The following is a 24,032-nucleotide window of genomic DNA, read 5'->3' as shown; positions in this document are numbered from 1 at the left end:
GCTCCTACCGATAAATCTCGGAACCGGTTTTTTTGAACTCTTCGGATTTCTCTTTCATCCCGATCTGAATCGCTTGCTGTTCATCGACCTTGAGCTGTGCGGCGTAATCACGGACGTCTTGCGTAATCTTCATCGAGCAGAAGTGAGGGCCGCACATGGAACAAAAATGCGAAACTTTGGCGGCGTTGTCAGGCAAGGTCTCGTCATGGAAGTCTTTCGCGGTATCCGGATCGAGTGAGAGATGGAATTGGTCTTCCCATCGGAACTCGAACCGAGCTTTCGACAACGCGTTGTCACGGATCTGCGCGCCGGGGTGGCCTTTGGCCAGGTCGGCGGCATGAGCGGCGATTTTGTACGTGACCACGCCTATTTTCACATCATCGCGATCGGGGAGGCCGAGGTGTTCCTTTGGCGTCACGTAACAGAGCATCGCGCAGCCGTACCAGCCGATCATGGCAGCACCGATGCCGGATGTGATGTGGTCATAGCCTGGCGCGATGTCGGTCGTCAGAGGCCCGAGTGTATAGAAGGGCGCCTCTTGGCATTCCTTGAGCTGTTTGTCCATGTTCACCTGGATCATATGCATCGGCACGTGGCCGGGCCCTTCGATCATGACCTGCACATCATGCTTCCAGGCGATCTTGGTCAGTTCGCCGAGCGTTTCCAGCTCGGCGAATTGGCCTTCGTCATTGGCATCCGCGATGGAGCCTGGCCGAAGCCCGTCGCCCAGGCTGAACGACACGTCGTAAGCCTTCATGATCTCGCAGATCTCTTCGAAGTGCGTGTAGGCGAAATTTTCTTGATGGTGCGCGAGGCACCACTTGGCGTGGATGGAGCCACCGCGCGAGACAATCCCGGTCATCCGCTTGGCGGTCATGGGAACGTAGGCGAGGCGAACACCGGCGTGGATGGTGAAGTAGTCAACCCCCTGCTCAGCCTGCTCGATCAGGGTATCGCGGAAAATCTCCCATGTGAGGTCTTCGGCCTTGCCGTTTACTTTTTCGAGTGCTTGATAGATCGGCACCGTGCCGATCGGGACCGGCGCGTTACGAATGATCCATTCACGCGTTTCATGAATGTTTTTTCCGGTCGAGAGGTCCATCACGGTATCAGCGCCCCAGCGGATCGACCAGATCATTTTCTCGACTTCTTCTTCGATGGACGAGGCGACGGCGGAGTTGCCGATGTTCGAGTTGATCTTCACCAGGAAGTTTCGACCGATGATCATCGGTTCGCTTTCCGGATGATTGATGTTTGAGGGGATGATGGCCCGGCCACGAGCCACTTCATCACGGACGAACTCCGGGGTGATGATGGCGGGGATGCTGGCGCCCCAGGATTGGCCGGGGTGTTGGGTCACCCCGCCGCCTTTGCCGTTGCGTTCAGCCTGTTCACGCGCCACTTCACGCGACTGATTTTCACGAATCGCGATAAATTCCATCTCCGGTGTCACGATGCCTTTGCGTGCGTAGTGGATCTGAGTGACGTTCCGTCCGGCCTTGGCGCGGAGCGGCTTACGGATATGTTGGAACCGCAGGCTGTCCAGCTTGGAGTCGGCAGCGCGCAGGCGGCCGTAGTGCGAGGAGATCTCGGCCAGCTCTTCAACATCCTGCCGGCTTGTGATCCAGGAGCGGCGGAGCGGCGCGAGTCCTGCTCGGACGTCGATCGTCACGGAAGGGTCGGTATAGGGGCCTGAGGTATCGTAGACAGTGACTGGTTGATTCGGCGTCGGAGCTTGGCCGTTTATGGATTTGGTCGGGCTCAGGCTGATCTCTCGCATGGGCACATGCACCCCGGGATGGGTGCCAGCCACGTAGACCTTGCGTGAGGCGGGGAACGGCGCGGTGGTCAATGTCGTGGGCTTCTGTCCGTTGCCGGTATATTCGCTCATGGTCGCATCCTTTCTAAAGATGAGGAGCGTTGAGGAGGCATCTCAATAAAAAAGCCGTACTCCCTGGGGGGAGGTACGGCTGAGTGCTCACAACGACTGCGGCTGTCGGCTTCCCTACGCTGGTATTACCCAGGTCAGGTTGTGAGGGTCGTCCGCGTGCACGGACTCTCAGCCTCAGGGCTCCCCTAGCTATGAATGGATGATCGTAGTACGCCAAATCACCGAAGTCAATCGGCTATTAGGCCCATGCCGTAGCTTCTCCTTTTGGGACAGAGGGATAGGACTTTTCCGCAAGGTGGGATTCGTTGATTGTAGAAGGGGCCTATCGTAGAATCAACATGCCCTGACGTAGGAGGAGTATTGTGACAGCAACTGCGACGCTACCAAAGCCCATTACCGACTATCAGTCGCTCTCAGCCGATGAGTTGTTTCGCCGGACGGTATCGGCCAAGCGACTGCTGGGTGACCGTGTGATGATCCTTGGCCATAACTACCAACGTGATGAAGTCATTCAACATGCCGACTTTCGCGGGGATTCGCTGTTGCTGGCCAAGCTCGCGGCTGAACGTTCTGAGCGGCCCTACATAGTGTTTTGTGGCGTGCATTTCATGGCCGAGACAGCGGATATTCTCAGCCGCTCCCAGCAGACAGTGATTCTGCCCGATATGGCTGCGGGTTGTTCCATGGCCGATATGGCTGCGATTGAGCAAGTGGATCAATGTTGGGAAGCGTTAGGACGAGTCATTCCGGTCGAAGAAACCGTGATGCCGGCGGTGTATGTGAATTCAGCGGCAGTCCTCAAGTCGTTTTGTGGCGAACATGGCGGAATCACTTGTACGTCATCTAACGCCAAAGCGGTCATCGAGTGGTGCTGGGCCAGGCGCGAAAAGATCTTGTTTTTTCCCGATGAGCATTTGGGCCGGAATACGGCAAACAAGATGGGGATTCCCCGGGAGCAGATGATCGTGTGGGATCCCTATCAACCCAACGGTGGAAATACTAAAGAGGCCATCAAACGGGCCAAGTTGATCCTCTGGAAGGGGCACTGTAGCGTGCATCAAATGTTCCAACCGGTGCACGTGGATCACTTTCGTAAGCAGTATCCTGACGGCAAGGTCATTGTCCATCCGGAGTGCCATGAGGATGTCGTGAATAAAGCCGATCTGATCGGGTCGACCGAGTTCATAATTCGGACCGTGACGGCTGCACCGGCAGGGACGACCTGGGCGGTTGGGACGGAGTTGAATCTCGTCAATCGCTTGAAGCATGAACTCACCGATAAGAAGGTGTTTTTCCTCTCCTCCACGGTTTGCCAATGCGCGACCATGTTCCGCATTGATGCCGCCCATCTCTGCTGGGCCATGGAGAATCTGGCTGAAGGACATGTCGTCAACCGGATTGTTGTAACCGAGGACGACAAGCACTGGGCAAAGGTCGCGCTGGATCGCATGATGGCCGTCAGCTGACGGGATTGTGAAAAGCACTTCCCGCCTTCTGCTCGTGTTGTTCAAGAGCTCAATGTACTGCAAGAGTACGCCTCGCATCCTCGCTTGCTTCAGCCTTGCCGGGAGATCTGTTTGACGATCCCGTATGTAGGCTAAGGACTAGTACCTCGCCCCCCATTCAGGTATATTCACCCGTCGATTCTCTTTATCTTTTCGAAGACGCGGTATGTCCATGGATTACAAAGCCACGCTCAATCTTCCGAAAACCGACTTCCCGATGAAGGCCAATTTGCCGCAGCGGGAGCCCGAGATGCTGGCCTGGTGGGAGCAGCAGAAGCTCTATGCCCAGATCCAGGCCATGGGGCAGGGTCGGCCTCGATATGTTCTGCATGACGGTCCGCCCTATGCCAATGGCCGTATCCATATCGGACATGCCTTGAACAAAGTGTTGAAGGACATCATCGTGAAGTCAAAAACGATGGCGGGGTTCCAGGCGCCCTATGTGCCGGGATGGGACTGCCATGGCCTTCCGATCGAGCATCAAGTCATGAAGGAGCTGGGAGAGAAGAAAAAAGACTTGGATGTGTCGGCGATTCGTAAACTCTGTCGCGCCTATGCGCAGAAGTATGTCGATCTTCAGCGGGAGGAGTTTAAGCGGCTCGGTGTCCTTGGAGAGTGGGAGCATCCCTATCTGACGATGACGCCGAGTTATGAAGCGACGATTATCCGGGAGTTCGGGAAATTCGTCGAGCAGGGGGGCGTCTACAAGGGGCTCAAACCCGTGCTCTGGTGCACGCAGGATCAAACCGCATTGGCGGAAGCAGAAGTCGAATATGACGACCATGTTTCGCCATCGGTCTATATCAAATTTCCCGTGGTGACCTCACCGGCTGTCTTGGCAAAGACCTTTCCTGGCGTGACCTTTCCCGACGGAGCCAAACTGGTTTCCGTAGTTATCTGGACCACGACACCCTGGACGTTGCCGGCTAATCAAGCCGTCTGTCTGCATCGCGACATCGACTATGCGTTTGCTCAGGTCGGTGATGAGATCTTGATCATTGCCGAGAAGTTGTTGGAGGCCGCGGCCAAAGCCTGCAAGTTTGAGGGCTACCGTGTTCTTGGAGTGAAGAAAGGGGGCGAGGGGTTTGCGGGGCTGGAAACTCAGCGCCCGCTCTCGACCGGACTGTCGCCTATTTTGCTTGGTGATTTTGTCACACTCGACCAAGGCACCGGCTGCGTGCACATCGCGCCCGGCCATGGAATGGAAGACTACATTCTGGTCCTCAATCATAATGCCAACGCGTCACCGGGCGAAAGGCTGGAAATTGTGGCGCCGGTGGATAACGGGGGCCGTTTTACCGACATCGTGAAAGAATTTGCCGGGCAGCATGTGTTCAAGGCCAATCCGAAAATTGTGGACTATCTTCAGGCGAACGGTCGCCTGCTCGGCCATGGCTCATTGAGCCATTCATATCCCCACTGCTGGCGTTGCAAGAGCCCCGTGATCTTCCGCGCGACCGAGCAGTGGTTTGTGTCGATGGAGAAAAACGACTTACGGAAAGCGGCTCTGGCAGAGATCGAACGGGTCCGATGGATTCCAAGCTATGGTCGCGATCGGATCTTCGGCATGATCGAGAATCGGCCGGATTGGTGTCTCTCGCGCCAGCGAGTGTGGGGTGTTCCGATACCGGGATTTACTTGTGAAGGCTGCCGGCATGTGTTGGCCGATCCGGTTGTGATTGAGCATATTGCGACCCTCATGGAGTCGAAGGGCGCGGATGTCTGGTTCGAACAGTCCGCCGCTGCGCTCTTGCCCGTTGGAACCGCCTGTCCGAAATGCGGAGGGGCAACGTTCGAGAAAGAGCGGGACATCCTTGACGTCTGGTTTGAGTCTGGGGTGAGTTACGCGGCTGTGGCAAAACCAAAGAAATGGTGGCCGACGGATTTGTACCTGGAAGGGTCCGACCAGCATCGCGGCTGGTTTCATAGTGCCCTGCTGGCCGGCGTGACCACGGATCATCGAGCGCCGTACAAAGCCGTTTTGACTCATGGCTTTGTGGTCGACGGGCAAGGGAAGAAGATGTCCAAGTCGGCAGGGAATGTCGTGGCGCCGCAGGACGTCATCAAACAGTCAGGAGCCGAAATCCTTCGTTTGTGGGTTGCCGCACAAGACTATCGTGAGGATCTCCGCATCTCGCAGGAGATCCTGAATCATCTCATCGAGGCCTATCGGAAAATCCGCAACACGTCCCGATTCCTTCTGAGTAACCTCTATGATTTCAATCCGGATATTCATCGTGTTCCGTACGAGCGGTTGCCTGAATTGGATCGTTGGGCCTTGATGCGCCTCGGCGAACTGATCACCAAAGTCAGGCGGGCGTATGACGATTTTGAATTCCACACCATTTTCCATGCCTTGAATAATTTTTGTTCCGTCGATCTCAGTGCCGTCTATCTGGACATTTTGAAAGATAGGCTCTATACGTTTCGCGCGGATTCTCCCGTGCGGCGCGCGTCCCAAACCGTCCTATTTGACATCATGGTGGCGTTGGCCAAGCTCATGGCGCCGGTCTTGAGCTTTACGGCCGAGGAGATCTGGCGTATGTTGCCGGACGTGGTGCGTCACGAAGCGACGAGCGTCCACCTTACTTCCTTTCCCGAGGATTCCCCGGTTTGGCGAGATGAGCAATTGGCGGCACGCTGGGAGCAACTACTGGCCTATCGATCACTGGCGCAGGGAGAGTTGGAGGCTCGTCGTCGAGAGAAGGTGATCGGATCCTCGCTTGAGGCGCATGTGCAGATCGAAGCCGGGCCTGAGGCCTACCAGTTTCTGACCTCCTACACCGAACATCTCAGTGCGCTCTTCATTGTGTCACGAGTGACGGTGAAGCGAGCCGAAGGCAATCTAAAAGACATTCGCATGACGGTTGAGCGATCGAGTGCCGCGAAGTGCGAGCGTTGCTGGAATTACCGGGACGCTGTCGGACAGGATGCCACCCATCCGACCCTTTGCGACCGATGTGTGGAGGCGGTTCGTTGAGTCTATCGATGCTTCGTAATATGGTGCTGGCGTCGGTGACCGGAGGAATTATTCTTCTGGATCAGCTGACCAAGCAGCAGATCATGCAGACGATGCGGCTCCATGAGTCGATTTCCGTCATTCCGAATCTCTTCAGTCTCACCTACATCCGGAACCCTGGGGCGGCCTTTGGGCTCTTGGCAGGCAGCAGCAACGCCTTCCGCATGGTCTTCTTTGGGTTGACGTCGATCTTTGCGCTTGGCCTGCTAGGGACCATCCTGTTACGGATGCCGGAGGAGGATTGGATGGGGCGGGTCAGTGTCGCCGCAATCCTTGGGGGGGCCATCGGCAACTTGATCGATCGGCTTCGCTTCGGCGAGGTCATTGATTTTCTGGATGTCTACGTAGAGAGCTATCACTGGCCGGCGTTCAACGTGGCGGATTCAGCGATTACCGTCGGCGTGATTGTCCTCATCATCCATTTTGCGTTTGAAAAACGAACAGACTCGTCGGAACCAGAAGCCTCCTCGGCTCCATAAGCCCGTGTAACAGATGCTAGGTTTGAGTTGTGCGTGTTGAGTTCAAACTCAGCACTCACAACTCAGCACCTGTGGTTAGGCCGGCATCCTGACGATAAACCCGCCCTTTTCCTTCGCTTGTTTTTGCTGTTCTGCCGAGAACATGAACAGCGGTTCGCTGTGACAGAACTGGCATTCCTTGGTCGTAATCGTTGCATCGGGTTCCCCAATGCTGACCAGGTATTCCTTCGCGAGTTTGAGCGCGGTGGGCTCATCCGTCGTCATGACATCAAAGTGGATGCGGCCGCTCTTGCCGTGAACCCAGGTATCGTAAACGTGAATCGTATCCGAAGACATGCACAACTCCTTTCAGCGGACAACCAACATGACCACAATGCCGAGAATAATACGATAGTAGGCAAAGACGCGCAAGGTATGCCGTTGGACATAGGTCAGAAACACGGCGATGACCGCCCAGGCGACCAGGAACGAGATCGCCATCCCAAGGCCCAGTGCCAGAAAGTCTTGATCGTTGAACGCTCCGCGTGCCTTCCAGGTTTCATACAGCGTGGCGGCGATGATCGTCGGGAGCGCGAGAAAAAACGAATATTCCGTTGCCACTTTTCGATCCAGCCCTACAAGTAGTCCGCCGATGATCGTGGAGCCGGAGCGCGACATGCCGGGAATCAGTGAGGCGCATTGAGCCAGCCCCACCCAGAAGGCATGCTGTGGTGAGACCTGCTCGAGACTCGTGGCGGAAACGGTGCGTGTGCGTGCTTCGACAAGGAGGATGATGATTCCGCCCAAGATCGACGTCCAGGCCACCGTCAGGGGAGTGAATAGGTATGATTTGATCCATCCATGAGCCAACAGGCCAAGAACGGCGGCAGGCAGGAAGGCGATGCCTAGCCCGAGAATGAACCAGAGGTTGGGGTGGGTCTGCATGGAAGCTTTGAGTCGGTTCCCCCACGTCGTGGTGGGCGAGTTGCCGAGAGAGGACCAGAGCGTCTGACGTTCCCGCCAAGCACCGGACAGAAGCCGACCGATCTTTTCCCGTTCGAAGACAATGACCGCGAGGATCGCGCCCAATTGAATCGAGATTTCAGCATTGGCAGCCACATCGCCGGTGAATCCCAATGCATGGCCCACCAGGATCAGATGACCTGTGGACGAGACGGGTAAGAATTCGGTCAGTCCTTCGACGACTCCAAGAATCACGGCGAGAATCGGGCCCCATTCGTTCATGCGTACACCACCTAGGATTGAAGGACATAGAGGTGTGACCCTCCCTGACCGGCTTTGACACGATGTGAGGGATCATCACAGAGCCGTGGTGATCCGTCAAGCGTCAGATGGAGGATGAAAGGTGTAACGCGACTCGGGGGGTGAGGTGTTCGTACAACAGTAAATATATTGACAACGCCTTGATGTTGGCATACACACAATGCATGGTACGGGTTCAATACTAAAGATACGTGGTAGGATTTGATGGAGGGAGGATCGCATGAGACGTGAGTGGATGGTGGTAGTGCTGGTCGGGGCAGTATTGGCCACAGGATGCGTATCCAACAAGAAGTACCAGGCGGCCTTGACCGAAGCCGATAATGCCAAGATGGAGCTGGAGAAGGCTCGGCAACAGAAGGGCGCTATGGAGCAACAGGTCCGGACCCTCAAAGAGCTGAACGTGAAGTTCGGCAATGACGCGCAGTCGGTTCGTGATGAACTCCAACGCATCGAGCACGGACGAGACGCTGAACGAGGGGCGATCGAAGGACGCACGAAGGAACTTGAAGAGAAGGTGAAAGCACTCACAGCGCAGAACCGAAATGTGAAACAGGAATATCAGGATGTGAAACGCAATAACGATACGTTGAAGTCGCTGGTGGCGCGGTATCAGAAAGAGCTGAAAGATCGCTCCCATGCCGGGCCTGCAGCGGGGGCTGCCACGCTGACTCCCAATCAGCCTTCTTCGGGAACGGGTCAGGCAGCCACGGCCGCTGCATCCGCGGCGATGAATATCAATAAAGTTTCGGCGAACGACATGGTGTTGTTCCTCGGTTTGAAACAGGATGAGGCGGAGCGCATTGTGAGCAATCGTCCCTATCGTGTGAAAGGCGAGTTAGTCGCGAAGAACGTGGTGCCAAAAGAAACCTTTGATCTGATTAAAGATCGGATCTCAGTCACGCCGTAGATCAGATCGCGATCCGTTTGCCGGTAATGTCACGGGCCGTTCTCTTCCCAAAGAGAACGGCCCATTTTTTTGAAGTGCCATCAACTCAGGTTGCTTGGCTCTGTCTATCGTCGTGGGAGAACGATTTGCACAACGATTTCCGACAGAGAGGGGTCTTGGTTGACGATGTAGTGGATTGGTGGAGGGAAACCGGAGGTGTCGCCAGTCATCACTGATTCCCGTAGTTGGCCACGAGTGAACTCATCCAGCAGCCTGCTATCAAAAGTTGCCGAAGGTATTGCGCCTGTATGAGCAAATCGAAGGACGAGCATGCCAGGCGTCGATGGTATGGAAAGCGTCAGTGGCGTATGGGCCGAGAGTTTGGCGTGAGACGGTTCTGTTTCAGCGGTTGGGAACAGGAGTTGGAGATTTGACGAGCTCACGTGCCTCCAGATCTGTAAGTAACCTTCTTGATTGGACTCAATGGTAAGCTCCGACGCTCTCTCCGTGGTGCTATCTCGGAACTGTTCAGCCGGTTCTCTGTGGGTGAGACTATACCGAATGCCCACTGGTTGAATGGGGGAGGCAGGCTTGCTCTTGGCCATCGCTAAGGGTTGGGATGAGAATTCAGACCGATTTGGAGGCTGATCAGACTCGCTCATGGCCTTCTCACGTCGTCGGGTATCCTGTGCCATCGACTTCTTTTGGTCTGGCGGTCCTGCTCCATAGAAGAGCAAACGGGCACTCAGAGAAGCACGTTCTTGGGAGGACACTGCGCTGTCTACTTCGGATTGGTCTTGCAGAGATGGGGAAGCTGGCTGAGACGGCGCAGAGGCAGACACGGTCGGTTGATGCGAGGACGGCGAGGATTCGTCAGTTGATGTGTGTAACAGATTGGTGACTGATTCGGTCTTGTTTGGAACCGTATCCGCCTCCGCATGCGACGCTGGAGCGTCATGGCGTGACTGGCGGGCGCGTCGTTCTACTGGCGCTGTGTGTGAGGGAGGAACGCGATCTGATGTCTTGCCGGTGAGTGCTTCTTTCATCGGTGGAAGTGACGAAGGGGACTTTGGTTCTGACGTGGCCTGAGGTTCGTTGGTTGGAGGAGGGGGCAGTTGCGAGGGGACAGGAACGGGCTGTGAAGCGGTAGGTCCAGCTGTCTCTTCTTTGGTTGTTAGTTGGGATTCTTGTCGAAGACTTTCTTGGTAGACATGTGTTCCGAGCACGGCGGCAAGGACTGCGCCGGCAAGCCCCCCGACCCAGGCAAGTCCGCTTGGGCGGCGGAACCAATCAAGCCATGAACGAGAACCACCGGTGCGTTCTTCGCGAGTCGCTTGCAAGGCCTGCAAGAGCCTGCGGCGTACAACGGGATCAGTGAGTAATTCTTTGAGTGCTTGCTCATCAGCGAGTGCGTTGAACAATTGTTGATCAGTGAGCGCGACCTTGTAGAGCTGTTGTTTTTCCCCAGCCGTCAGCGTATCTGACGCAAACCCACCCAGTAGTTTTTCAAGTTCGTGACTCATCCGTTCATACACTCAACATTCACAGCTCAGCACGTAACACTTTTTTACTCCCAAGATCCTCCCATGAGGCCAAGGAGTTGTTTCCGACAGCGCAGGTCCCAGGTGTAAATCGTATTGATGGAGACTTGGCCCATCAAGGTTTGGATCTCTGGAAAACTCTTTCCCTCTAACTTCCATGTGAACAGTTCTCGGCAGCGTTCGCCCAGTTGCACGATGGCTGTCAGAAGCCGGTCAACTCGTTGCTTCTGATCGAGTCGAATCATAGGATTGTCGCCGGTATCGGCGAGCGGCAAATCTTCGACCGACTCCTGACTATACTCACCGCGACGTAAGGCCTTGCGATGGGCATCCAGCATCTTGTACCGCAGAATCTGAAAGGCCAAGGGGACAAGTTCACCCAGTTCAGTCACGTGTGAATACTTGTCGTACAGGACGGCTAAGACGTCCTGTGTCAGGTCTTCAGCGTGATCCCTCGATACACGTGATGTCGCAAACGCAAGAATCCTTTCGCGAAGGGCCGTTAGTATCTGGTCGTGATCCATTAATGGTCAGTGGCCCTAGTGGTCGTCGGTTCAGATAATAGCTCTCCGATCGATCGGAAGCGGAGACTGAGCCCTGCGCAGACTTCGACTTGCCGGTCAAATCGGTTCTTTGTGCGGATCATCGTCCACAAGTTGCCCAATCCTACGCGACCCCAAGCCGCCAGATGGAATACCGATAGCGGATAATCTGTCCCGAAGAGCAGGCGAGATTGGAGTTCCGGATGATGCCTGAGGTGCAACAACATTTTCAGTCGATGAGGTTGGGTGAGTGCAGAGATGTCGGCATAGAAGTTCGGATAACGTTCGCACAAGTCTCGAAAAGTGGGAAGAAACTTTTCATACAGCATCAGGCCATAGCTGCAGGCATGAGCCGCGATGACCGTCACGCCTTCGTCCAGCGCCAGGCGGAGTCGATGAGGGTCTCCCAAGGATTGGTCCTTCCCGATCAGGCTGAATTCATACCCTACGTGGCTCAAGAAAGGCAGTTTGCGCTGGGCCAATGCACGATAGAACGGCCTGTAGTTCTTATCGGCTGGGTTGAAGTCCTGGGCGTTCGGCAACACTTTGATCAGGACGGCTCCCGCATCGGCGCAACGATGGACTTCGTCAATGGCATCTTCACGCTGCGGGTTGATTGAAGGACCTGCCAGAAACGCATCTGGGTGAGCCTGCACGGTTTTAAAGACATAATCGTTACTGACGAGAAAGTCCGTGTGCTGGCGGTTGAGGAGACCAGTGTGATCATAGACGCCATCCATCCCGAGGAGGACGACTTTCTGGACGTGCCGTGAAGCGTGTAACTCCGTCAGAAGATGGTCGAGGTACTTCTGGTTGGTGTCACGCGGATGGGCGGGTGAGAGGCCATATTTCCACAGGAGAAAACGAAAGAGGGGGCTTCGCAGCAATTTCTGTGAGATGAAGCATCCATTGTCTCCGTCCGGCAGAGCGGCCAGGTGGACATGGCAATCGATCAAGGTCTTTGAAGCGATGTCCTGAGGCATCATCTACGGTGGCGGCAGTTCCGTGACCTGTTGATTGTGCCGTGTGCTCAGGAGTGTTTGCGCCGTGATTGATCCGATCAACGCCAAGAACATGTCCCACTGGGTGTCCCACGCGTCTCCTTGGGTTCCAAGGAATGCATCGGCTGCTTCGCCGGTCCAACGCGCGACTCCCCACTCGAACAATTCGTACGAGGCGCTGAACGCGAGGCAGATAGAGCACACCAGAAAGAAAAGCCAATTTCCAGGCGGAAGAGGGACACGTCGCATCAAGATTTCTCGTGCGAGGATCGCGGGGATGAAGCCCTGGGCGAAATGACCGATACGATCATAATGGTTGCGGGCGAAATCAAATAGGTCCTGCAGCCAATAGCCGAGCGGGACCTGTGCGTAGGTATAATGGGCGCCTACAATCAAGATTCCGGCATGGAGTGCCAATAGGCGAGCGAGTAACGGTGTCAGCGGGAATACGTGATGCGTTCCGATAACGAGGGGAATGCCGATCAGCACCGGCAAGGCTTCGAGAAACCACGTGAACCGGTCTGTCGGTGAGAGCCCAGAGAGAAGAAGCCCTGTGCCGACCAAAGCCAGTAGCAGGTGGGATTCGTGATCTTTGGTAGCCCGCATCAATAGATCACGTGCTCGACCCCAGCCGCTCCATAGCAATGCGCTTCACGCCTCGCAGATCGAGTTTGCCGGTACCAAGGACCGGCAACGCGTCGACCTTCACGAACTGGTTGCGGGCTGGGATGAAGAGATTCGGAAGTCCGAGCGTCGATAGCTGTTCCACAATCCCCGGGATACGATCTTCATCGAGCGTATAGAGCACCGCGAGCCGTTCACCTTTTTTGGCGTCCGGGAGTCCGGTGACGGCAAAGACCTGGGAGTCGGCTCCGGCCACCTGATGCAAGGCCTCTTCAACCTTCCCGTGAGGAACCATTTCGCCACCGATTTTAGAAAATCGCGAGAGCCGGTCGGTGATGGTCAGGAATCCATCGTCATCTAATGCGGCAATGTCTCCTGTGATATACCATCCATCCCGCATCACTTGGGCAGTGAGGTCTTCTCGGCCCAAGTACCCGTTCATGACGTTCGGCCCTTTCACCAGCAACATGCCCGGTGTGCCTGAAGGCAGGGGAGTGTATGTGTCGGGATCGACGATTTGGACCGACACACCAGGAAGGGGCTGGCCCACGGTTCCACGGCGTGAAGCCGGTTGGTAGTAGCCGGCGGCGCGAAAGTCCGGGCAATTGACGGCAATCACGGGGGCGCATTCTGTGACTCCATAGCCTTCGATTGGTCCAACTCCAAATGTGTCCTCGACCGCCTGGGCGAGACGAGCATGAAGCTTTTCCGCACCAGTGAGGATCACCCGGACCGAACTGAATTGCTCCGGAGTACAACGACGGGAATAGAGCTGCAAGAACGTCGGCGTGGTGACGAGAAAGGTGATGCCATGTTTCCTGATCAGTTCACCGATGGCGGTCACATCAAGCGGCGAGGGATGAAAGATCATCGAGGCATTGTTGGACATCACGAACCAGAACACCATGTATCCGAAGGAATGGAAGAAGGGGAGGATGCCGAGCACACGTTCATCTTGATACAGATGGAGCATCTGTGTCGCGCCTTGGCAGTTGGAGTCGACGCTGAAATGGGAGAGCATGACGCCTTTGGGTTCGCCGGTGCTGCCGCTGCTGAAAATGATCGTGGCTAGGCTGTCAGGGGTAAGTGGGGTGGTCTGCCCGCAGGCCCGTTCGATGATGTGACAGGGAGCGAAGAGGGCCAGCAAGGCCGCCTGAAGTTTGTGCTTCGCGCCGATCGTTTTTGCGAGGTCTTCCAACCAGATGATCGATGGACCATCCGGCAGGTCAAGCTTGGCCTTCTCGACGAACAGACGGCTGGTCACAATGGTACGAAGTCCGGCGAGTTGTACCGCGGCTTCCAATCCGGACTTTCCGACCGTGTAGTTTAGATTCACGATGGTCTTGCCGCAGAGAGGAGCGGCGACGTTCACCAAAGCACCGGCGACTGTGGGTGGCAGAAGCACGCCGACCCGCTCCTGTTTGCTCCAAAAAGGGCGAAGGGTTCTCGCCAGGACAATTGACCCGATTAAGGCTTGCAACGATGAGACGTGGGGGCGATTCTGGTCGGCCATGGCCAGGCGGAATGGAGCACGGCGCATCGAACGAATAAATTCCCGATGGAGTGGACGGCGATGGGGCTTCCTCAGCTGCCAAGCGGCTTCACCCAGCTGGCGGATCGTTCCGCGCAGCTCATGGACAGACGTCGTGGGAGGCAGAGGAGCTCCAAATGAGACGGTGACGGGGTAGGGGAGCTGCTCCGGGATCTTCCACAAAAATTTCCCACGATTGAAGCTGAAGATGCTGCCCCACACGCGATCCAAGTGGACTGGAATAATTGGAGTAGAGCGCCCCTTGACGATCCGTTCGAATCCTCGCCGGAACGGCAGGAGCGTTCCGGTGCGGGTGATCTGGCCTTCAGGGAAGATGCAGACGAGATCACCACGATCAAGCGCAGAGCTCGCTTCCCGGAGCGCCTTGAGAATGATCCGCAACCCACCATGGGATGAGATAGGAATCACGCCGAGCGCCTTCATGAAAGGTTTGAAGATGGGTAGCTCGGCATACTGAGAATCCACGAGAAATCGCACGGGGCGATCCGAACTGCTGATCAGCAGAAACCCGTCGATAAAGGAGACATGATTGGGAACAAGCAGTGCCCCTCCGGTTTGGGGAACATGGTGTTGTCCCACGATTCGGAGACGGTAGAGGGTGTTGGTCAGAATCACGAGCATCATCCGGATGGCGGTGTCCGGCAAGATCCATAGCGCCCACAGTGTGCCGATCACGGTCATCCCGGCCGTCGTCAAGAAAATGCCGGTAGTGGAAAGACCGGCGTTTGCCAATGAACCCCCGGCCAGGGAGCCCAAGAGGATGCCGGTGAAGACGCAGGTGTTGGAAACTGAAATCACGGCACCACGCCGGTCTGGCGGTGATTTCCACTGGAGAATGGCATTTAAGGACACGAAGATGAACGCACTGGAAATCCCAAGGGCTCCCAACAAGAAGAAGGTTCCCATGAGAAGAGGTTTCAGGATGCCGAGTAGAAACAGCGCCAGGAACACCCCGATGGCACCCAAGGGGATCAGCCCGTACTCCACGCGGTTTCGTGAGATTCTGCCGACCAATATGGCGCCGATTCCGATGCCAACCGATAGCACTGTGAGCGGAAGTCCCGACTGCGCGTCGGAGAGTTGGAGCACCGCTTTCGCATAGACGATCACATTTTGCATAAACAAACTTGCGATCGTCCAGAAGCAGATTTCCATGGGAATGGCCATGCGCAACATGCGCTCGGTCCGAATTGCCTCCCATGCGATGCGGAGCGTTGCGCCCACGCCACCCTCCGTGCGGGCTGGCACCACCGGCGGAATGGAAAACGCTGTGACAAGGCCGATGACCGACAGGATGGTGAGCGCCAGCGGAGCCAGCCACGTCCGGTCGCCGGCCAGCTGCAAGAGAAAGCCTCCGGCAGCAGTTCCCAGTAAAATGGCCGAAAAAGTCCACAGCTCCAAGAGCCCGTTGCCGGCGGCCAGCCGTTCATGAGGGATCAGCTCCGGAAGAATTCCATATTTCGATGGGCTAAAGAGCGCACTGTGGACACCCATCCCACAGAGGACGATCAGAGGAAGCATGCCACCGGCTGGATTGATCCAGAGTGCGACGGTACCGGCTGCCATCAAGAGGATCTCGACGACTTTGATCGTAATGATGACCGTCCGCTTACTCACGCGATCGGCGAGGGTGCCGCCGATAAGTGAGAGAAGCACCAACGGCAGGGTGAAAATGATGAAGGCCTTTGCGGTTTGGGTTTGCGCGACGGTTTCCAGCTCAGGTCCTGGAGCCATCCCGGCGGTCGCCTGCCGGATGGCGAGCAAGGCCACCATCAGTTTCCAGGCATTGTCGTTGAAGGCTCCGCAGAACTGTGCAGTCAGGAGGCCATGCAGGGAGCGGGAAACAGGTTGTTGGTCTGGACCGGCCGCGGTGGTCATTCGTGTGGGCTATTGTGCCTGATTGTGATGGCTTGGGGAAATAGGCAAGCCGTCCAGTTCCATAATTCTCAGGGCATTTGTCGTTGGACAGGGGCCTGGCCTCAGCTGGTAGTCGAACGTGAGAGCCCCGTCCGACACCGGTTCTTGGAAATGGGCGTTCCGTAGTCGTGGGAAGACCTGTTCTCGGTTGGCTAACTCCAAATCATGCGTGCTGACCAGGTCGAATCCTTCTCCCTTCGAAAGGGCGGTGATATGGGCTTGGCTGCCGATGAGATGTTCGCGGTTGTTGGTGCGCTTGAAGATTTCGTCGAACTGAACAATCAGGAGGCTACGCAGGGAGCGGGAAACAGGTTGTTGGTCTGGACCGGCTGCGGTGGTCATTCGTGTGGGCTATTGTGCCCGATTATGAGGGGCTTGGGAAATAGGCAACCCTTCCAGTTCCATGATTCTTAACGCGTTCGTCGTTGGGCAAGGGCCTGGCCTCAGCTGGTAGTCGAACGTGAGAGCCCCGTCCGACACCGTTTCCTGGAAGTGGGCGTTCTGTAGTCGTGGGATGGCCTGTTCCAGGTCCGCGAGTTCCAAATCATGCGTGCTGACCAAGCCGAATCCTTGTCCCCTCGAGAGCGCAGTGATATAGGCCTGGCTCCCGATAAGCCGTTCACGGTTGTTGGTACCCTTGAAGATCTCGTCGATCAGAAAAAGTACGGGAGCCACGGTACGCTCTTCGGTGACATCGAGGATCGTTTTGAGTCGTTTCACTTCCGCGTAGAAGAACGACAGACCGGCATCGAGCGAGTCGCCAACACGGATGCAACAGGCCAACCGGCTCCAGGTCCACTCAAACGACTGGGCACACACAGGGGCACCGGCTTGAGCTAAGCAGAGATTAATGCCGATGGTTCGGAGAAACGTACTCTTGCCCGACATATTTGAGCCGGTGATGAGGTAGATCGAGCCTAGTTCGGTCAGCCGCACATCGTTCGCGATACGTGTACCTGGAGGCAGCAAGGGGTGTGCGAGTCGGTGTGCGCGGAGAGTCGGGGGAACGCTCTGTTGTCCATCAGCGACGGTGAGAGGAGTCGGCCAGATGTAGTCATGATGCAGATAGGCAAAGGTCGCAAGCGCCGACGCGGCTTCGACTTCAGCCAGGGCATCGAGCCATTGCGGGAGCGCCTGTTGGATCTGGTCTTGGATATGGATCAGTCGGCGCAGAAACCAGAGGTCCCATGGACCGATCGCATTCATCGTCAGGTGGACGAGGGGGTGGGCTTTAATACTGATGGCGTGCAGCGTGCGCGCGGCCTGCTGGAGTTGTCGTGTCGGACTAACGGTGCCGATCAGGGTGGCCCAGGTCGACGCCAGCGTGGTATCCCGTCGCGCGGCGTATCGCTCAATCGAGCCAAGAACCGTAGCGAGACGTTCAGTTTCGTGATGGAGGCCGACCGCATGTTCGAGCAACTCCTCTCCCTGATCGGTCATAAAGTAGATGGCTACATAGGCGGCGAACGAAAACATCCAGTAGCCGGGGAGCAGTCCGAACAGCGTGGCGAAGCCCAGTCCGAGCGTCGTCAGGGCAAGGAGGGCCTGGACGGAAAGGATGGTGTTCAGGTGGGGAAGGCCGAGCCGGTGCTCGATGACCGCAGCCAACCGCTTACCGTTGATCTCTTGGTCGCCCGTGAGTTTGGCGTCGAGTGTGAGTCGGTCACGCAATAAGGGACGAGAGGTCAGTTCCTTGACCAGCGCTTGCCTGCGATGCCACTCCGCCGGGGACGGCGGCTGGTTGAGGAGCCAGCTGTGCAACCGTTCCCGGCCCTGGTCAGAGATGGTGGTGTCGAGCAGATGGGTCAGAGAATGGGGACCAAAGAGATCGAGGTCTGTCGCGTAGGGGTGAGAGCTCGGTCCAACCGCCGATCTTGTCGGGATGTTTGCCCAATCTAACGCGATGCGGGCCAGGTGGGTCTGCTTAATGTGCTTCCACTGGCGGAGCCGATGAATCTGGGTCTCCACCTTGTTATGATAGGCCGCCACGGCGACAAAGATGGCGAGGAAGAGCGCGAGTGACAGGTTGCCGCTGTTGTACCAGTTGAGTTTATAGAGGGTGACGGTACACATGAGGCCGATCAAGAAGAGCGCCAGCCGCCATCTGGTGAACGTGGCGCTGGTTTTCGTGCCGTGAGCAATGAGGCGGTCTGCTCGCCTGATGATCGTCTCAATCTGGAGGGTGCGTGGGCGTACCATAACAGGCGACCTTACTGGAACGGGTGGGGGACGTCAAATCATGAAGCGTATCTCGTGAAGCGTGACAACTCAGATAAACCATCGAGACGAAAAGCGGACCATTTTTGACAATGCCGAATGATTGGGTAGATGTGTGCATTCATGGTTCTTTCGATACTGGCGAATTGCTGAGCCGCCTGGACGATGCAGAGGTGCAGGGAGCCTGGGAAGATGAAGGGAAGGTCCATCTCTATTGGGCGGAGGCCCAGTGGACTGAGGCTCGGCTTTCATCGCTCCGTGCAGCCCTTGCTGATGTGACGGAATCAAGTCAGGAGCAATCGCTGTCCGTGACGCTGGTACCGGCTCAAGACTGGAACGACGCCTGGGCTCGTTCCGTCAAGCCGCTTCGTATCGGTCGAGTCGTCATTCGTCCCAGTTGGGAACCGGTGACGCTTACTCCTCGTGATCTCGAGATCATCTTGGATCCCAAGCAAGCCTTCGGCACAGGGCACCACGCGACGACACGCATGTTGCTGGAGTGGTTGCAAGAGCACATTCGCGGGGGTGAAGAGATTCTGGATGTGGGAACTGGTAGTGCGATTCTGGCGATGGCGGCGGTCAAACTTGGTGCAAATTCTGCCATCGGTATCGAAATTGATCCGGTTGCCGTCGACTGCGCGAAAGAATATGTCGAGCAGAACGGGTTGCTTGATCAGATCGAGCTTGTGTGTGGAACGCTGGCTGATCTGCCGCAAGAGAAACGGCAGGATGCCGGTCTGGTACTGGCGAATCTTGATCGGCAAACGGTCTTAAGCCTTGGGGAGGACTTGGCATCCGTTGCGTTTGGAGGGGCGAGGGTTCTGGTCTCCGGCATTCTTGTGGAGCAAGAATCTGAGATCGTCGAGCGGTTTTCTAACTTAGGTCTAGTCTGTGCTGACCGGCGGGATGATGAGGGGTGGGTGGTGATGCAGTTCTTGAAACCAGAATCCTGTGAGGGAGAAGCCTGACGATGTCGACCGGACCACCGTATCCACATGTGCATCAGATCAACATTTCCGATGGAGGTGTGCCGAAACTTCCAGTCTTGGAAGCCAAGGTGAGCGAACAGGGTGTGGATGGCGATCGGCAGCGCAATCTCAAGTTTCACGGAGGCCCAGACCGCGCCGTCTGTTTGTATTCGCTCGAGCTGATTGAGCGGCTTCAGGATGAAGGTCACCCCATCGATCCAGGCTCTACCGGAGAAAATCTGACCCTGTCCGGCTTGAACTGGGACCAGGTGTGTCCTGGCGTGCGGCTCAGGATTGGTCCTGAGCTCCAGCTTGAGGTGACGAGCTATACCACCCCCTGCCACCACAATGGTCGATGGTTTCGCGATGAGGATTTCTCACGCATTGCACAAAAACTGAACCCCGGCTGGAGTCGGGTCTATGCGAAGGTACTGCGGGGTGGGATCGTCAGACCGGGAGACGTCGTAACAATTGAGTCGTAACACGTACAAATATTTGGGGCTAGAGTTACGGGTTTGGAGTTTCTCGTCTCGAACGTCATGCGAAACGTTGAACTCGCGACTTGAAACCTTAGACTCACGAGTGACGAAGGGTGAGGATGATGGATCGAACACTTGAACCAGAACTCATGGATGATCTTAAACAGGCGGAGGCCTACGCGCGCGCCGACTTCGAAGAAGAGAATCAGGGATTCGTCGAACGGTTTAAAGAGTACTTTCCAGATTTTTCGCAAGGGACGGTATTGGATATCGGCTGCGGGCCAGGCGATATTCCCATCCGGTTCGCCAAGTTCTATCCGACCTGCCAGGTCATCGGCATCGATGCTTCGATTCCGATGATTCAGCTGGGGGAGCAGGCGGTAAAACAAGCAGGTTTATCCGATCGCATTACGCTGCGCTGTGAACGGTATGAAGAGGTTGCTGGAGCGAGAATCGCCGATGCCGTGATCTCGAACAGCCTGCTTCATCATCTGCCGTACCCGTTACAGTTCTGGCAGAAGATTCGCCAGCTCGTGAGGCCAGGAGCGCCGGTGCTGGTGATGGATCTGCTCCGTCCGGAGTCTCCGGAAGCAGCCCAAGCCATCGTCGATCAATACGCCGCCAACGAGCCGGATATCTTGCGCCATGACTTCTATAATTCGCTGCTCGCAGCTTTTACCGAAGACGAAATCGGTTCCCAGCTGGCCCGCATGAATCTCACGCGGTTGTTGATCGATGTGCCGGATGATCGGCATTGGGTGGTCGGAGGGATCATTTATTAGGCGTGGTAAGGAAGGGCTGTCATTCCTCGCCAAGCTCAGATAAACCAGACCTCCAGGGCTTGACCCAGAATAGGCGGTCAAGGAGCATTTAAAGGGTGGTTCTTGGCGGAATCTGATTGATTGCGTAGTATCTACCATGTAGATACTTACCGGAGTATGCAGCATGAAAACGAGAGCGCAGAAGTGGGGGAATAGTTTGGCGGTACGAGTCCCGAAGAGCGTTGCCGCGCAAATAGGACTCAAGGCACAAGACGATTTAGACATCGAAGTTCGAGATGGCAATGTCGTCTTGAAACCACAACTTCGCTGGGTATATCGGCTCGACGATCTGCTTAGACGAATTACCAAGAAGAACGTTCACAATGAAGACGATTCAGGGGGACCGGTGGGGCGCGAGAGCTGGTGATGAAGAAGTCCAAATATGTTCCGAACCGTGGCGAGATCGTCTGGCTGCAGTTTAACCCACAAGCTGCTCACGAATAGGCGGGACATCGTCCGGCACTCGTTCTCTCGCCGGCCAGGTACAATAAGGTCAGTGGCCTCACGCTATGTTGCCCGATGAGCAGTCACCAGGAGGGCTATCCCTTCGAAGTTGTGGTCAGTGATGACCCCCATCGAACAAGTGTCGTTTTGGCGGATCAAATCAAGAGCCTTGACTGGAGGACTCGACAAGCGGTCAAGAAAGGTGTCGTCTCATCTGCCGTGCTCGCGGAAACCTTGAGTAAGCTGCAGACGTTGCTCTAAGTAGGGTGCTCAAGCGATGAAAGACGACCTTCGATCCGAATACGACTTGACTAAACTGAAAAAGGTCGGGCGGGGAAAATATTATAAGCAGGCCATGGCGGGAACAAATCTTGTGCTTGTCGATCCAGATTTGGCAAAAGTGTTTCCCGATTCGGCTTCCGTAAACCGAGCCTTGCGGGTTTTGTGTGACGCGGCTGGTAAGTCAGCTCAACCATCCCGGCGTTCCACCCAAAAGTCGGCACCTCAAAAGCGATCAACTGCATAGTTGCTCCACGCTTCTTTGGCGTCCTTCTTAAGAATTTGACCAAAGTGTTGGAATCAGGTCTCCGAGTGAGTCCCCTTCACTGAGGACGAGGACGAGAGCGGCTCGCAACTTGCCCGCATGAATCTCACGCGATTGTTGATTGACGAACCATGAGTCTAAGGGGTCGCCCATCTCGAAGGCTCCGGTCAAGAGGGCACAGCCGATCATGCCCTCCGTATCCTACAAACGGGGCGAGGTCTCCGACGACGTCTTCCCTCGCCATGGTGGTCGCGTGACTCCGTCGCATCCCGGTTGTCGTCGTCAGCAGTGTCAGCTCGGATTTGAGCCGCACCAGTCACCCATCAGGATCAAGGCGTGGGAGCGAGCCCCGTCGGGGATCCACTCCAGCCCCTGGCACCTCGTGCCCCAGACAACCGTCGGTTCCCGGCCGTGTCCAGCATACCTACGCACAGGACGTCTGGCTACCAGCGGGCTGGCGCCAACCCCATCATGGCTCACGGTCGAGGCGTCTCAGTCCCCACGCCAGTGGCGAGGGAGTTGAAGGGGGAAGACCGGGGCTAATCGGGAGTGCGAGGTGTGGCCTCAACCCCTTTGCGAGCTCCCAGCTCCCCCCAGCTCTGCCGCGCCTAGCCAAAAGCGCGGGACAGATCGAATGGCACCTGCGCACGGAGCATGTGATAGCAGGCCCGCGCCAATTTATGGGCCACGGCCTTCAGCGCCACAAGGGGATGCGTCCGTGCCTGCTTGCGCTGATAATACGTGCGAATCACGGCCTCATAGCGAATGGCGAAGTGCGCCGCCTCGATGAACGCCCAGCTTAAATACTTGTTGCCGTTCTTCGTGTTGCCAGCCCCTTTGCGTTTGCCGTTACTCACATGTTCGCTGCCGACACAGCGACAGTAGGAGGCGAAGTGTCCCACGGTCGCAAACCGCCGCAGGTCACCGGCTTCCAGGAGAATGGTGCCCGCCAAGATCGGCCCGATTCCGGGGACGGTCTGTAAGAGCACATAGCCCGGCTGAGTCCGCCCCGCTTCCCGAACCGTGCCCTCAATCGTGTGAATCTCGTGCTCCAGACATTGCAGCACAGCCAACGAACTGCTGACCGATTGCACATGTTCGGGAAATGGCACAAGTGCCTGAATGCCCTCTGGGGTGAGCTGTCGAAGCCGAGGGAGGGAGAGCCGATTGCCAGTCAGTCGTGTCAGCAGGCTTTGTAGGCTCAGCACGACCATGGTCTTGTGCCGAACCAACTGACTGCGCTTCCGCAACAAGTCCCGCACGGCCCGTTCCGCTTTGGGGTAAATGTACCCGGTAGGGAGCAAACCTAGCCGGAGTAAATGGGCTAACCACTGCGCATCGTGTTGATCGTCAACATGCTTGAGCCCACTATACTGCGGCAGGGCTGGTGCATGAGCGAGGTGGACCCGGTACCCTGCTTCCATGAGCCCGTCGACTAACCAGTACCAATTATAGGTGGACTCAACGACCACGCCCTGCAGCGTGGTCTGATACGGTGTTAAGGCCGTGAAGATCACGGCCAGGTCATTGCGGAGGCGTTTCTGATACAGCACTCGATCCGCTTCATCAATCACGACCAGCACACTATTCGTGGCATGGAGATCAATGCCCGCATAACACATCATCGCAACCTCCTCGGTTAAAGTGGATGAGCCCGTCGCGTTAGCAACGACTCTACTCTTCAAGAGAGGAGCCTTCGAGATGATTATCGGGAGTCTTTATGTAACGTTTGAGAGGCAAGCGATATCAGAAACAGACTCCCGACCTTTGTCTTCCGCTCTCGACTTGAATTTCAAGCTCACGAGATCTCTGTTTACCCTACTGCAACGGTCTGCGGCTCTCGTGCCGCTAGGCTCTTTCGACGGTTGCTGGCAATGGTGCGGTCGATCATCGCGCCGCAATTGAGGCATTTCCAGGCGTAGAACACGACAAAGAAATCCGAGAGCCGCTCCAACATCATCGTCCCCTGACACTTCGGACATTCCATCGATTCCTCCTAAGGTGGTAGGTTCACAACTGAATATATGTTCAAGCAAGAGCTGCGCCATGCTGATGCAGTTCAGTTTCTCAAGGATTATGTAATACGTAAGAAAATATACGTTATATAATTACAAAAGATTGACGCTGTACGAGAGTTATTTCGTCAATGTTTTGTCTAGAAGGGGATCATGGGAGTATTCAGCTGGGGGTGAATCGTGAATTGAGCGGGATGGAAGGTCTAAGGTCGGATACCTCCCATGGCAATGCTCTGGCGGGTAGCTTCGCGTACCTGATGTGGAGAACTATATTCGTGGAGTCATTCAGAGCCAAGACGCTGTGGTAGTCTCTGACCCGAAACG

21 protein-coding genes, 1 pseudogene and 1 riboswitch are annotated in these 24,032 nt (G+C 56.1%); of the genes and pseudogenes, 10 read left to right on the top strand and 12 right to left on the bottom strand.

Going from position 1 to position 24,032, the window contains the following annotated elements; translation table 11 throughout:
* Positions 1-4 precede the first annotated feature (4 nt).
* Positions 5-1,891 carry a phosphomethylpyrimidine synthase ThiC gene (gene thiC / locus COMA1_RS16735; RefSeq protein ID WP_090750639.1) on the bottom strand — a complete coding sequence of 629 codons (1,887 nt, stop codon included), beginning with the start codon at positions 1,889-1,891 and terminating at the stop codon, positions 5-7.
* Between the two features lie 94 nt (positions 1,892-1,985).
* A riboswitch (TPP riboswitch) is annotated at positions 1,986-2,088 on the bottom strand.
* Positions 2,089-2,253: 165 nt separating this feature from the next.
* Between thiC and nadA the strand changes: the two genes are divergently transcribed.
* The 3 genes from nadA (at position 2,254) to lspA (ending at position 6,894) form a co-directional block, all read left to right on the top strand.
* Positions 2,254-3,357, top strand: coding sequence for a quinolinate synthase NadA (gene nadA, locus COMA1_RS16730; protein WP_090750638.1), 1,104 nt, complete (start codon positions 2,254-2,256; stop codon positions 3,355-3,357).
* 211 nt (positions 3,358-3,568) lie between these two features.
* Complete coding sequence (gene ileS / locus COMA1_RS16725; protein ID WP_090750698.1) at positions 3,569-6,376, top strand: isoleucine--tRNA ligase; 2,808 nt, start codon at positions 3,569-3,571, stop codon at positions 6,374-6,376.
* An 8-nt stretch (positions 6,377-6,384) separates the two neighbouring features.
* A complete protein-coding gene (lspA, locus tag COMA1_RS16720) occupies positions 6,385-6,894 on the top strand; it encodes a signal peptidase II (protein WP_090750636.1) in 510 nt (169 codons plus the stop codon).
* Between the two features lie 75 nt (positions 6,895-6,969).
* On the opposite strand, the gene COMA1_RS16715 is transcribed toward lspA, so the two are convergent.
* A complete protein-coding gene (locus tag COMA1_RS16715; protein WP_090750634.1) occupies positions 6,970-7,230 on the bottom strand; it encodes a DUF2024 family protein in 261 nt (86 codons plus the stop codon).
* A gap of 12 nt (positions 7,231-7,242) precedes the next feature.
* Positions 7,243-8,118, bottom strand: coding sequence for an undecaprenyl-diphosphate phosphatase (locus tag COMA1_RS16710; protein ID WP_090750632.1), 876 nt, complete (start codon positions 8,116-8,118; stop codon positions 7,243-7,245).
* A 259-nt stretch (positions 8,119-8,377) separates the two neighbouring features.
* On the opposite strand from COMA1_RS16710, the gene COMA1_RS16705 reads away from it, so the two are divergent.
* A complete protein-coding gene (locus COMA1_RS16705; protein WP_090750630.1) occupies positions 8,378-9,064 on the top strand; it encodes a GumC domain-containing protein in 687 nt (228 codons plus the stop codon).
* 104 nt (positions 9,065-9,168) lie between these two features.
* On the opposite strand, the gene COMA1_RS16700 is transcribed toward COMA1_RS16705, so the two are convergent.
* Genes COMA1_RS16700 through COMA1_RS16670 form a run of 7 tightly spaced genes read right to left on the bottom strand, consistent with a single transcriptional unit; the run spans position 9,169 to position 18,419 of the window.
* Positions 9,169-10,566 (bottom strand): hypothetical protein, encoded by a 1,398-nt coding sequence (locus COMA1_RS16700; protein WP_090750628.1) that lies wholly within the window; start codon positions 10,564-10,566, stop codon positions 9,169-9,171.
* Between the two features lie 44 nt (positions 10,567-10,610).
* The gene (locus COMA1_RS16695; protein ID WP_090750627.1) at positions 10,611-11,108 is read right to left on the bottom strand and encodes an RNA polymerase sigma factor; all 498 of its coding nucleotides are present in this window, start codon (positions 11,106-11,108) and stop codon (positions 10,611-10,613) included.
* Positions 11,108-12,112 carry an amidohydrolase family protein gene (locus COMA1_RS16690; protein WP_090750625.1) on the bottom strand — a complete coding sequence of 335 codons (1,005 nt, stop codon included), beginning with the start codon at positions 12,110-12,112 and terminating at the stop codon, positions 11,108-11,110. Before COMA1_RS16690 ends, COMA1_RS16695 begins: the two co-directional genes overlap by 1 nt.
* Positions 12,113-12,733 carry a DUF2238 domain-containing protein gene (locus COMA1_RS16685; RefSeq protein WP_090750623.1) on the bottom strand — a complete coding sequence of 207 codons (621 nt, stop codon included), beginning with the start codon at positions 12,731-12,733 and terminating at the stop codon, positions 12,113-12,115. It abuts the gene before it with no gap.
* Positions 12,734-12,740: 7 nt separating this feature from the next.
* A complete protein-coding gene (locus COMA1_RS16680; protein ID WP_245631132.1) occupies positions 12,741-16,181 on the bottom strand; it encodes an acyl-[ACP]--phospholipid O-acyltransferase in 3,441 nt (1,146 codons plus the stop codon).
* Positions 16,182-16,190: 9 nt separating this feature from the next.
* Positions 16,191-16,562, bottom strand: coding sequence for a P-loop NTPase family protein (locus tag COMA1_RS16675; protein ID WP_090750621.1), 372 nt, complete (start codon positions 16,560-16,562; stop codon positions 16,191-16,193).
* Positions 16,563-16,571: 9 nt separating this feature from the next.
* Positions 16,572-18,419 (bottom strand): MutS family DNA mismatch repair protein, encoded by a 1,848-nt coding sequence (locus COMA1_RS16670; protein ID WP_090750619.1) that lies wholly within the window; start codon positions 18,417-18,419, stop codon positions 16,572-16,574.
* A 110-nt stretch (positions 18,420-18,529) separates the two neighbouring features.
* Between COMA1_RS16670 and COMA1_RS16665 the strand changes: the two genes are divergently transcribed.
* The 6 genes and pseudogenes from COMA1_RS16665 to COMA1_RS16640 all read left to right on the top strand — a co-directional run bounded on the left by COMA1_RS16665 (position 18,530) and on the right by COMA1_RS16640 (position 21,675).
* Positions 18,530-19,405 carry a 50S ribosomal protein L11 methyltransferase gene (locus tag COMA1_RS16665; RefSeq protein ID WP_090750617.1) on the top strand — a complete coding sequence of 292 codons (876 nt, stop codon included), beginning with the start codon at positions 18,530-18,532 and terminating at the stop codon, positions 19,403-19,405.
* Between the two features lie 2 nt (positions 19,406-19,407).
* On the top strand, positions 19,408-19,887 hold the full coding sequence (locus COMA1_RS16660; protein WP_090750615.1) for an MOSC domain-containing protein: 480 nt from the start codon (positions 19,408-19,410) through the stop codon (positions 19,885-19,887).
* A 116-nt stretch (positions 19,888-20,003) separates the two neighbouring features.
* Positions 20,004-20,666 carry a class I SAM-dependent methyltransferase gene (locus COMA1_RS16655; RefSeq protein WP_090750613.1) on the top strand — a complete coding sequence of 221 codons (663 nt, stop codon included), beginning with the start codon at positions 20,004-20,006 and terminating at the stop codon, positions 20,664-20,666.
* 163 nt (positions 20,667-20,829) lie between these two features.
* Entirely contained in the window at positions 20,830-21,072 is a 243-nt protein-coding gene (locus COMA1_RS16650; protein ID WP_090750610.1) for an AbrB/MazE/SpoVT family DNA-binding domain-containing protein, read from the top strand.
* Positions 21,072-21,410, top strand: a pseudogene (gene mazF, locus COMA1_RS21655) (endoribonuclease MazF). The gene COMA1_RS16650 and the pseudogene mazF overlap by 1 nt, the downstream one beginning before the upstream one ends.
* A 16-nt stretch (positions 21,411-21,426) precedes the next feature.
* Complete coding sequence (locus COMA1_RS16640) at positions 21,427-21,675, top strand: hypothetical protein (RefSeq protein ID WP_090750608.1); 249 nt, start codon at positions 21,427-21,429, stop codon at positions 21,673-21,675.
* Positions 21,676-22,301: 626 nt separating this feature from the next.
* Here the strand turns inward: COMA1_RS16640 and COMA1_RS16630 are convergent.
* Positions 22,302-23,318 (bottom strand): IS110 family RNA-guided transposase, encoded by a 1,017-nt coding sequence (locus COMA1_RS16630; protein WP_090742717.1) that lies wholly within the window; start codon positions 23,316-23,318, stop codon positions 22,302-22,304.
* Positions 23,319-23,506: 188 nt separating this feature from the next.
* Complete coding sequence (locus COMA1_RS21145; protein WP_090750604.1) at positions 23,507-23,680, bottom strand: hypothetical protein; 174 nt, start codon at positions 23,678-23,680, stop codon at positions 23,507-23,509.
* Positions 23,681-24,032: the final 352 nt, after the last annotated feature.

Source organism: Candidatus Nitrospira nitrosa, from assembly GCF_001458735.1.
Taxonomy (GTDB): domain Bacteria; phylum Nitrospirota; class Nitrospiria; order Nitrospirales; family Nitrospiraceae; genus Nitrospira_D; species Nitrospira_D nitrosa.
Note: the sequence above shows the minus strand (reverse complement) of the source record. Positions and strands in the feature narration are given on the sequence as shown.

Coding starts and splice junctions, on each gene's coding strand:
- thiC (WP_090750639.1), bottom strand. CDS start 1,891: ATGAGCGAATATACCGGCAACGGACAGAAGCCCACGACATTGACCACC.
- ileS (WP_090750698.1), top strand. CDS start 3,569: ATGGATTACAAAGCCACGCTCAATCTTCCGAAAACCGACTTCCCGATG.
- lspA (WP_090750636.1), top strand. CDS start 6,385: ATGCTTCGTAATATGGTGCTGGCGTCGGTGACCGGAGGAATTATTCTT.
- COMA1_RS16715 (WP_090750634.1), bottom strand. CDS start 7,230: ATGTCTTCGGATACGATTCACGTTTACGATACCTGGGTTCACGGCAAG.
- COMA1_RS16710 (WP_090750632.1), bottom strand. CDS start 8,118: ATGAACGAATGGGGCCCGATTCTCGCCGTGATTCTTGGAGTCGTCGAA.
- COMA1_RS16705 (WP_090750630.1), top strand. CDS start 8,378: ATGAGACGTGAGTGGATGGTGGTAGTGCTGGTCGGGGCAGTATTGGCC.
- COMA1_RS16700 (WP_090750628.1), bottom strand. CDS start 10,566: ATGAGTCACGAACTTGAAAAACTACTGGGTGGGTTTGCGTCAGATACG.
- COMA1_RS16695 (WP_090750627.1), bottom strand. CDS start 11,108: ATGGATCACGACCAGATACTAACGGCCCTTCGCGAAAGGATTCTTGCG.
- COMA1_RS16690 (WP_090750625.1), bottom strand. CDS start 12,112: ATGATGCCTCAGGACATCGCTTCAAAGACCTTGATCGATTGCCATGTC.
- COMA1_RS16685 (WP_090750623.1), bottom strand. CDS start 12,733: ATGCGGGCTACCAAAGATCACGAATCCCACCTGCTACTGGCTTTGGTC.
- COMA1_RS16680 (WP_245631132.1), bottom strand. CDS start 16,181: ATGACCACCGCGGCCGGTCCAGACCAACAACCTGTTTCCCGCTCCCTG.
- COMA1_RS16675 (WP_090750621.1), bottom strand. CDS start 16,562: ATGACCACCGCAGCCGGTCCAGACCAACAACCTGTTTCCCGCTCCCTG.
- COMA1_RS16670 (WP_090750619.1), bottom strand. CDS start 18,419: ATGGTACGCCCACGCACCCTCCAGATTGAGACGATCATCAGGCGAGCA.
- COMA1_RS16665 (WP_090750617.1), top strand. CDS start 18,530: ATGCCGAATGATTGGGTAGATGTGTGCATTCATGGTTCTTTCGATACT.
- COMA1_RS16660 (WP_090750615.1), top strand. CDS start 19,408: ATGTCGACCGGACCACCGTATCCACATGTGCATCAGATCAACATTTCC.
- COMA1_RS16655 (WP_090750613.1), top strand. CDS start 20,004: ATGATGGATCGAACACTTGAACCAGAACTCATGGATGATCTTAAACAG.
- COMA1_RS16650 (WP_090750610.1), top strand. CDS start 20,830: ATGAAAACGAGAGCGCAGAAGTGGGGGAATAGTTTGGCGGTACGAGTC.
- COMA1_RS16640 (WP_090750608.1), top strand. CDS start 21,427: ATGAAAGACGACCTTCGATCCGAATACGACTTGACTAAACTGAAAAAG.
- COMA1_RS16630 (WP_090742717.1), bottom strand. CDS start 23,318: ATGATGTGTTATGCGGGCATTGATCTCCATGCCACGAATAGTGTGCTG.
- COMA1_RS21145 (WP_090750604.1), bottom strand. CDS start 23,680: ATGGAATGTCCGAAGTGTCAGGGGACGATGATGTTGGAGCGGCTCTCG.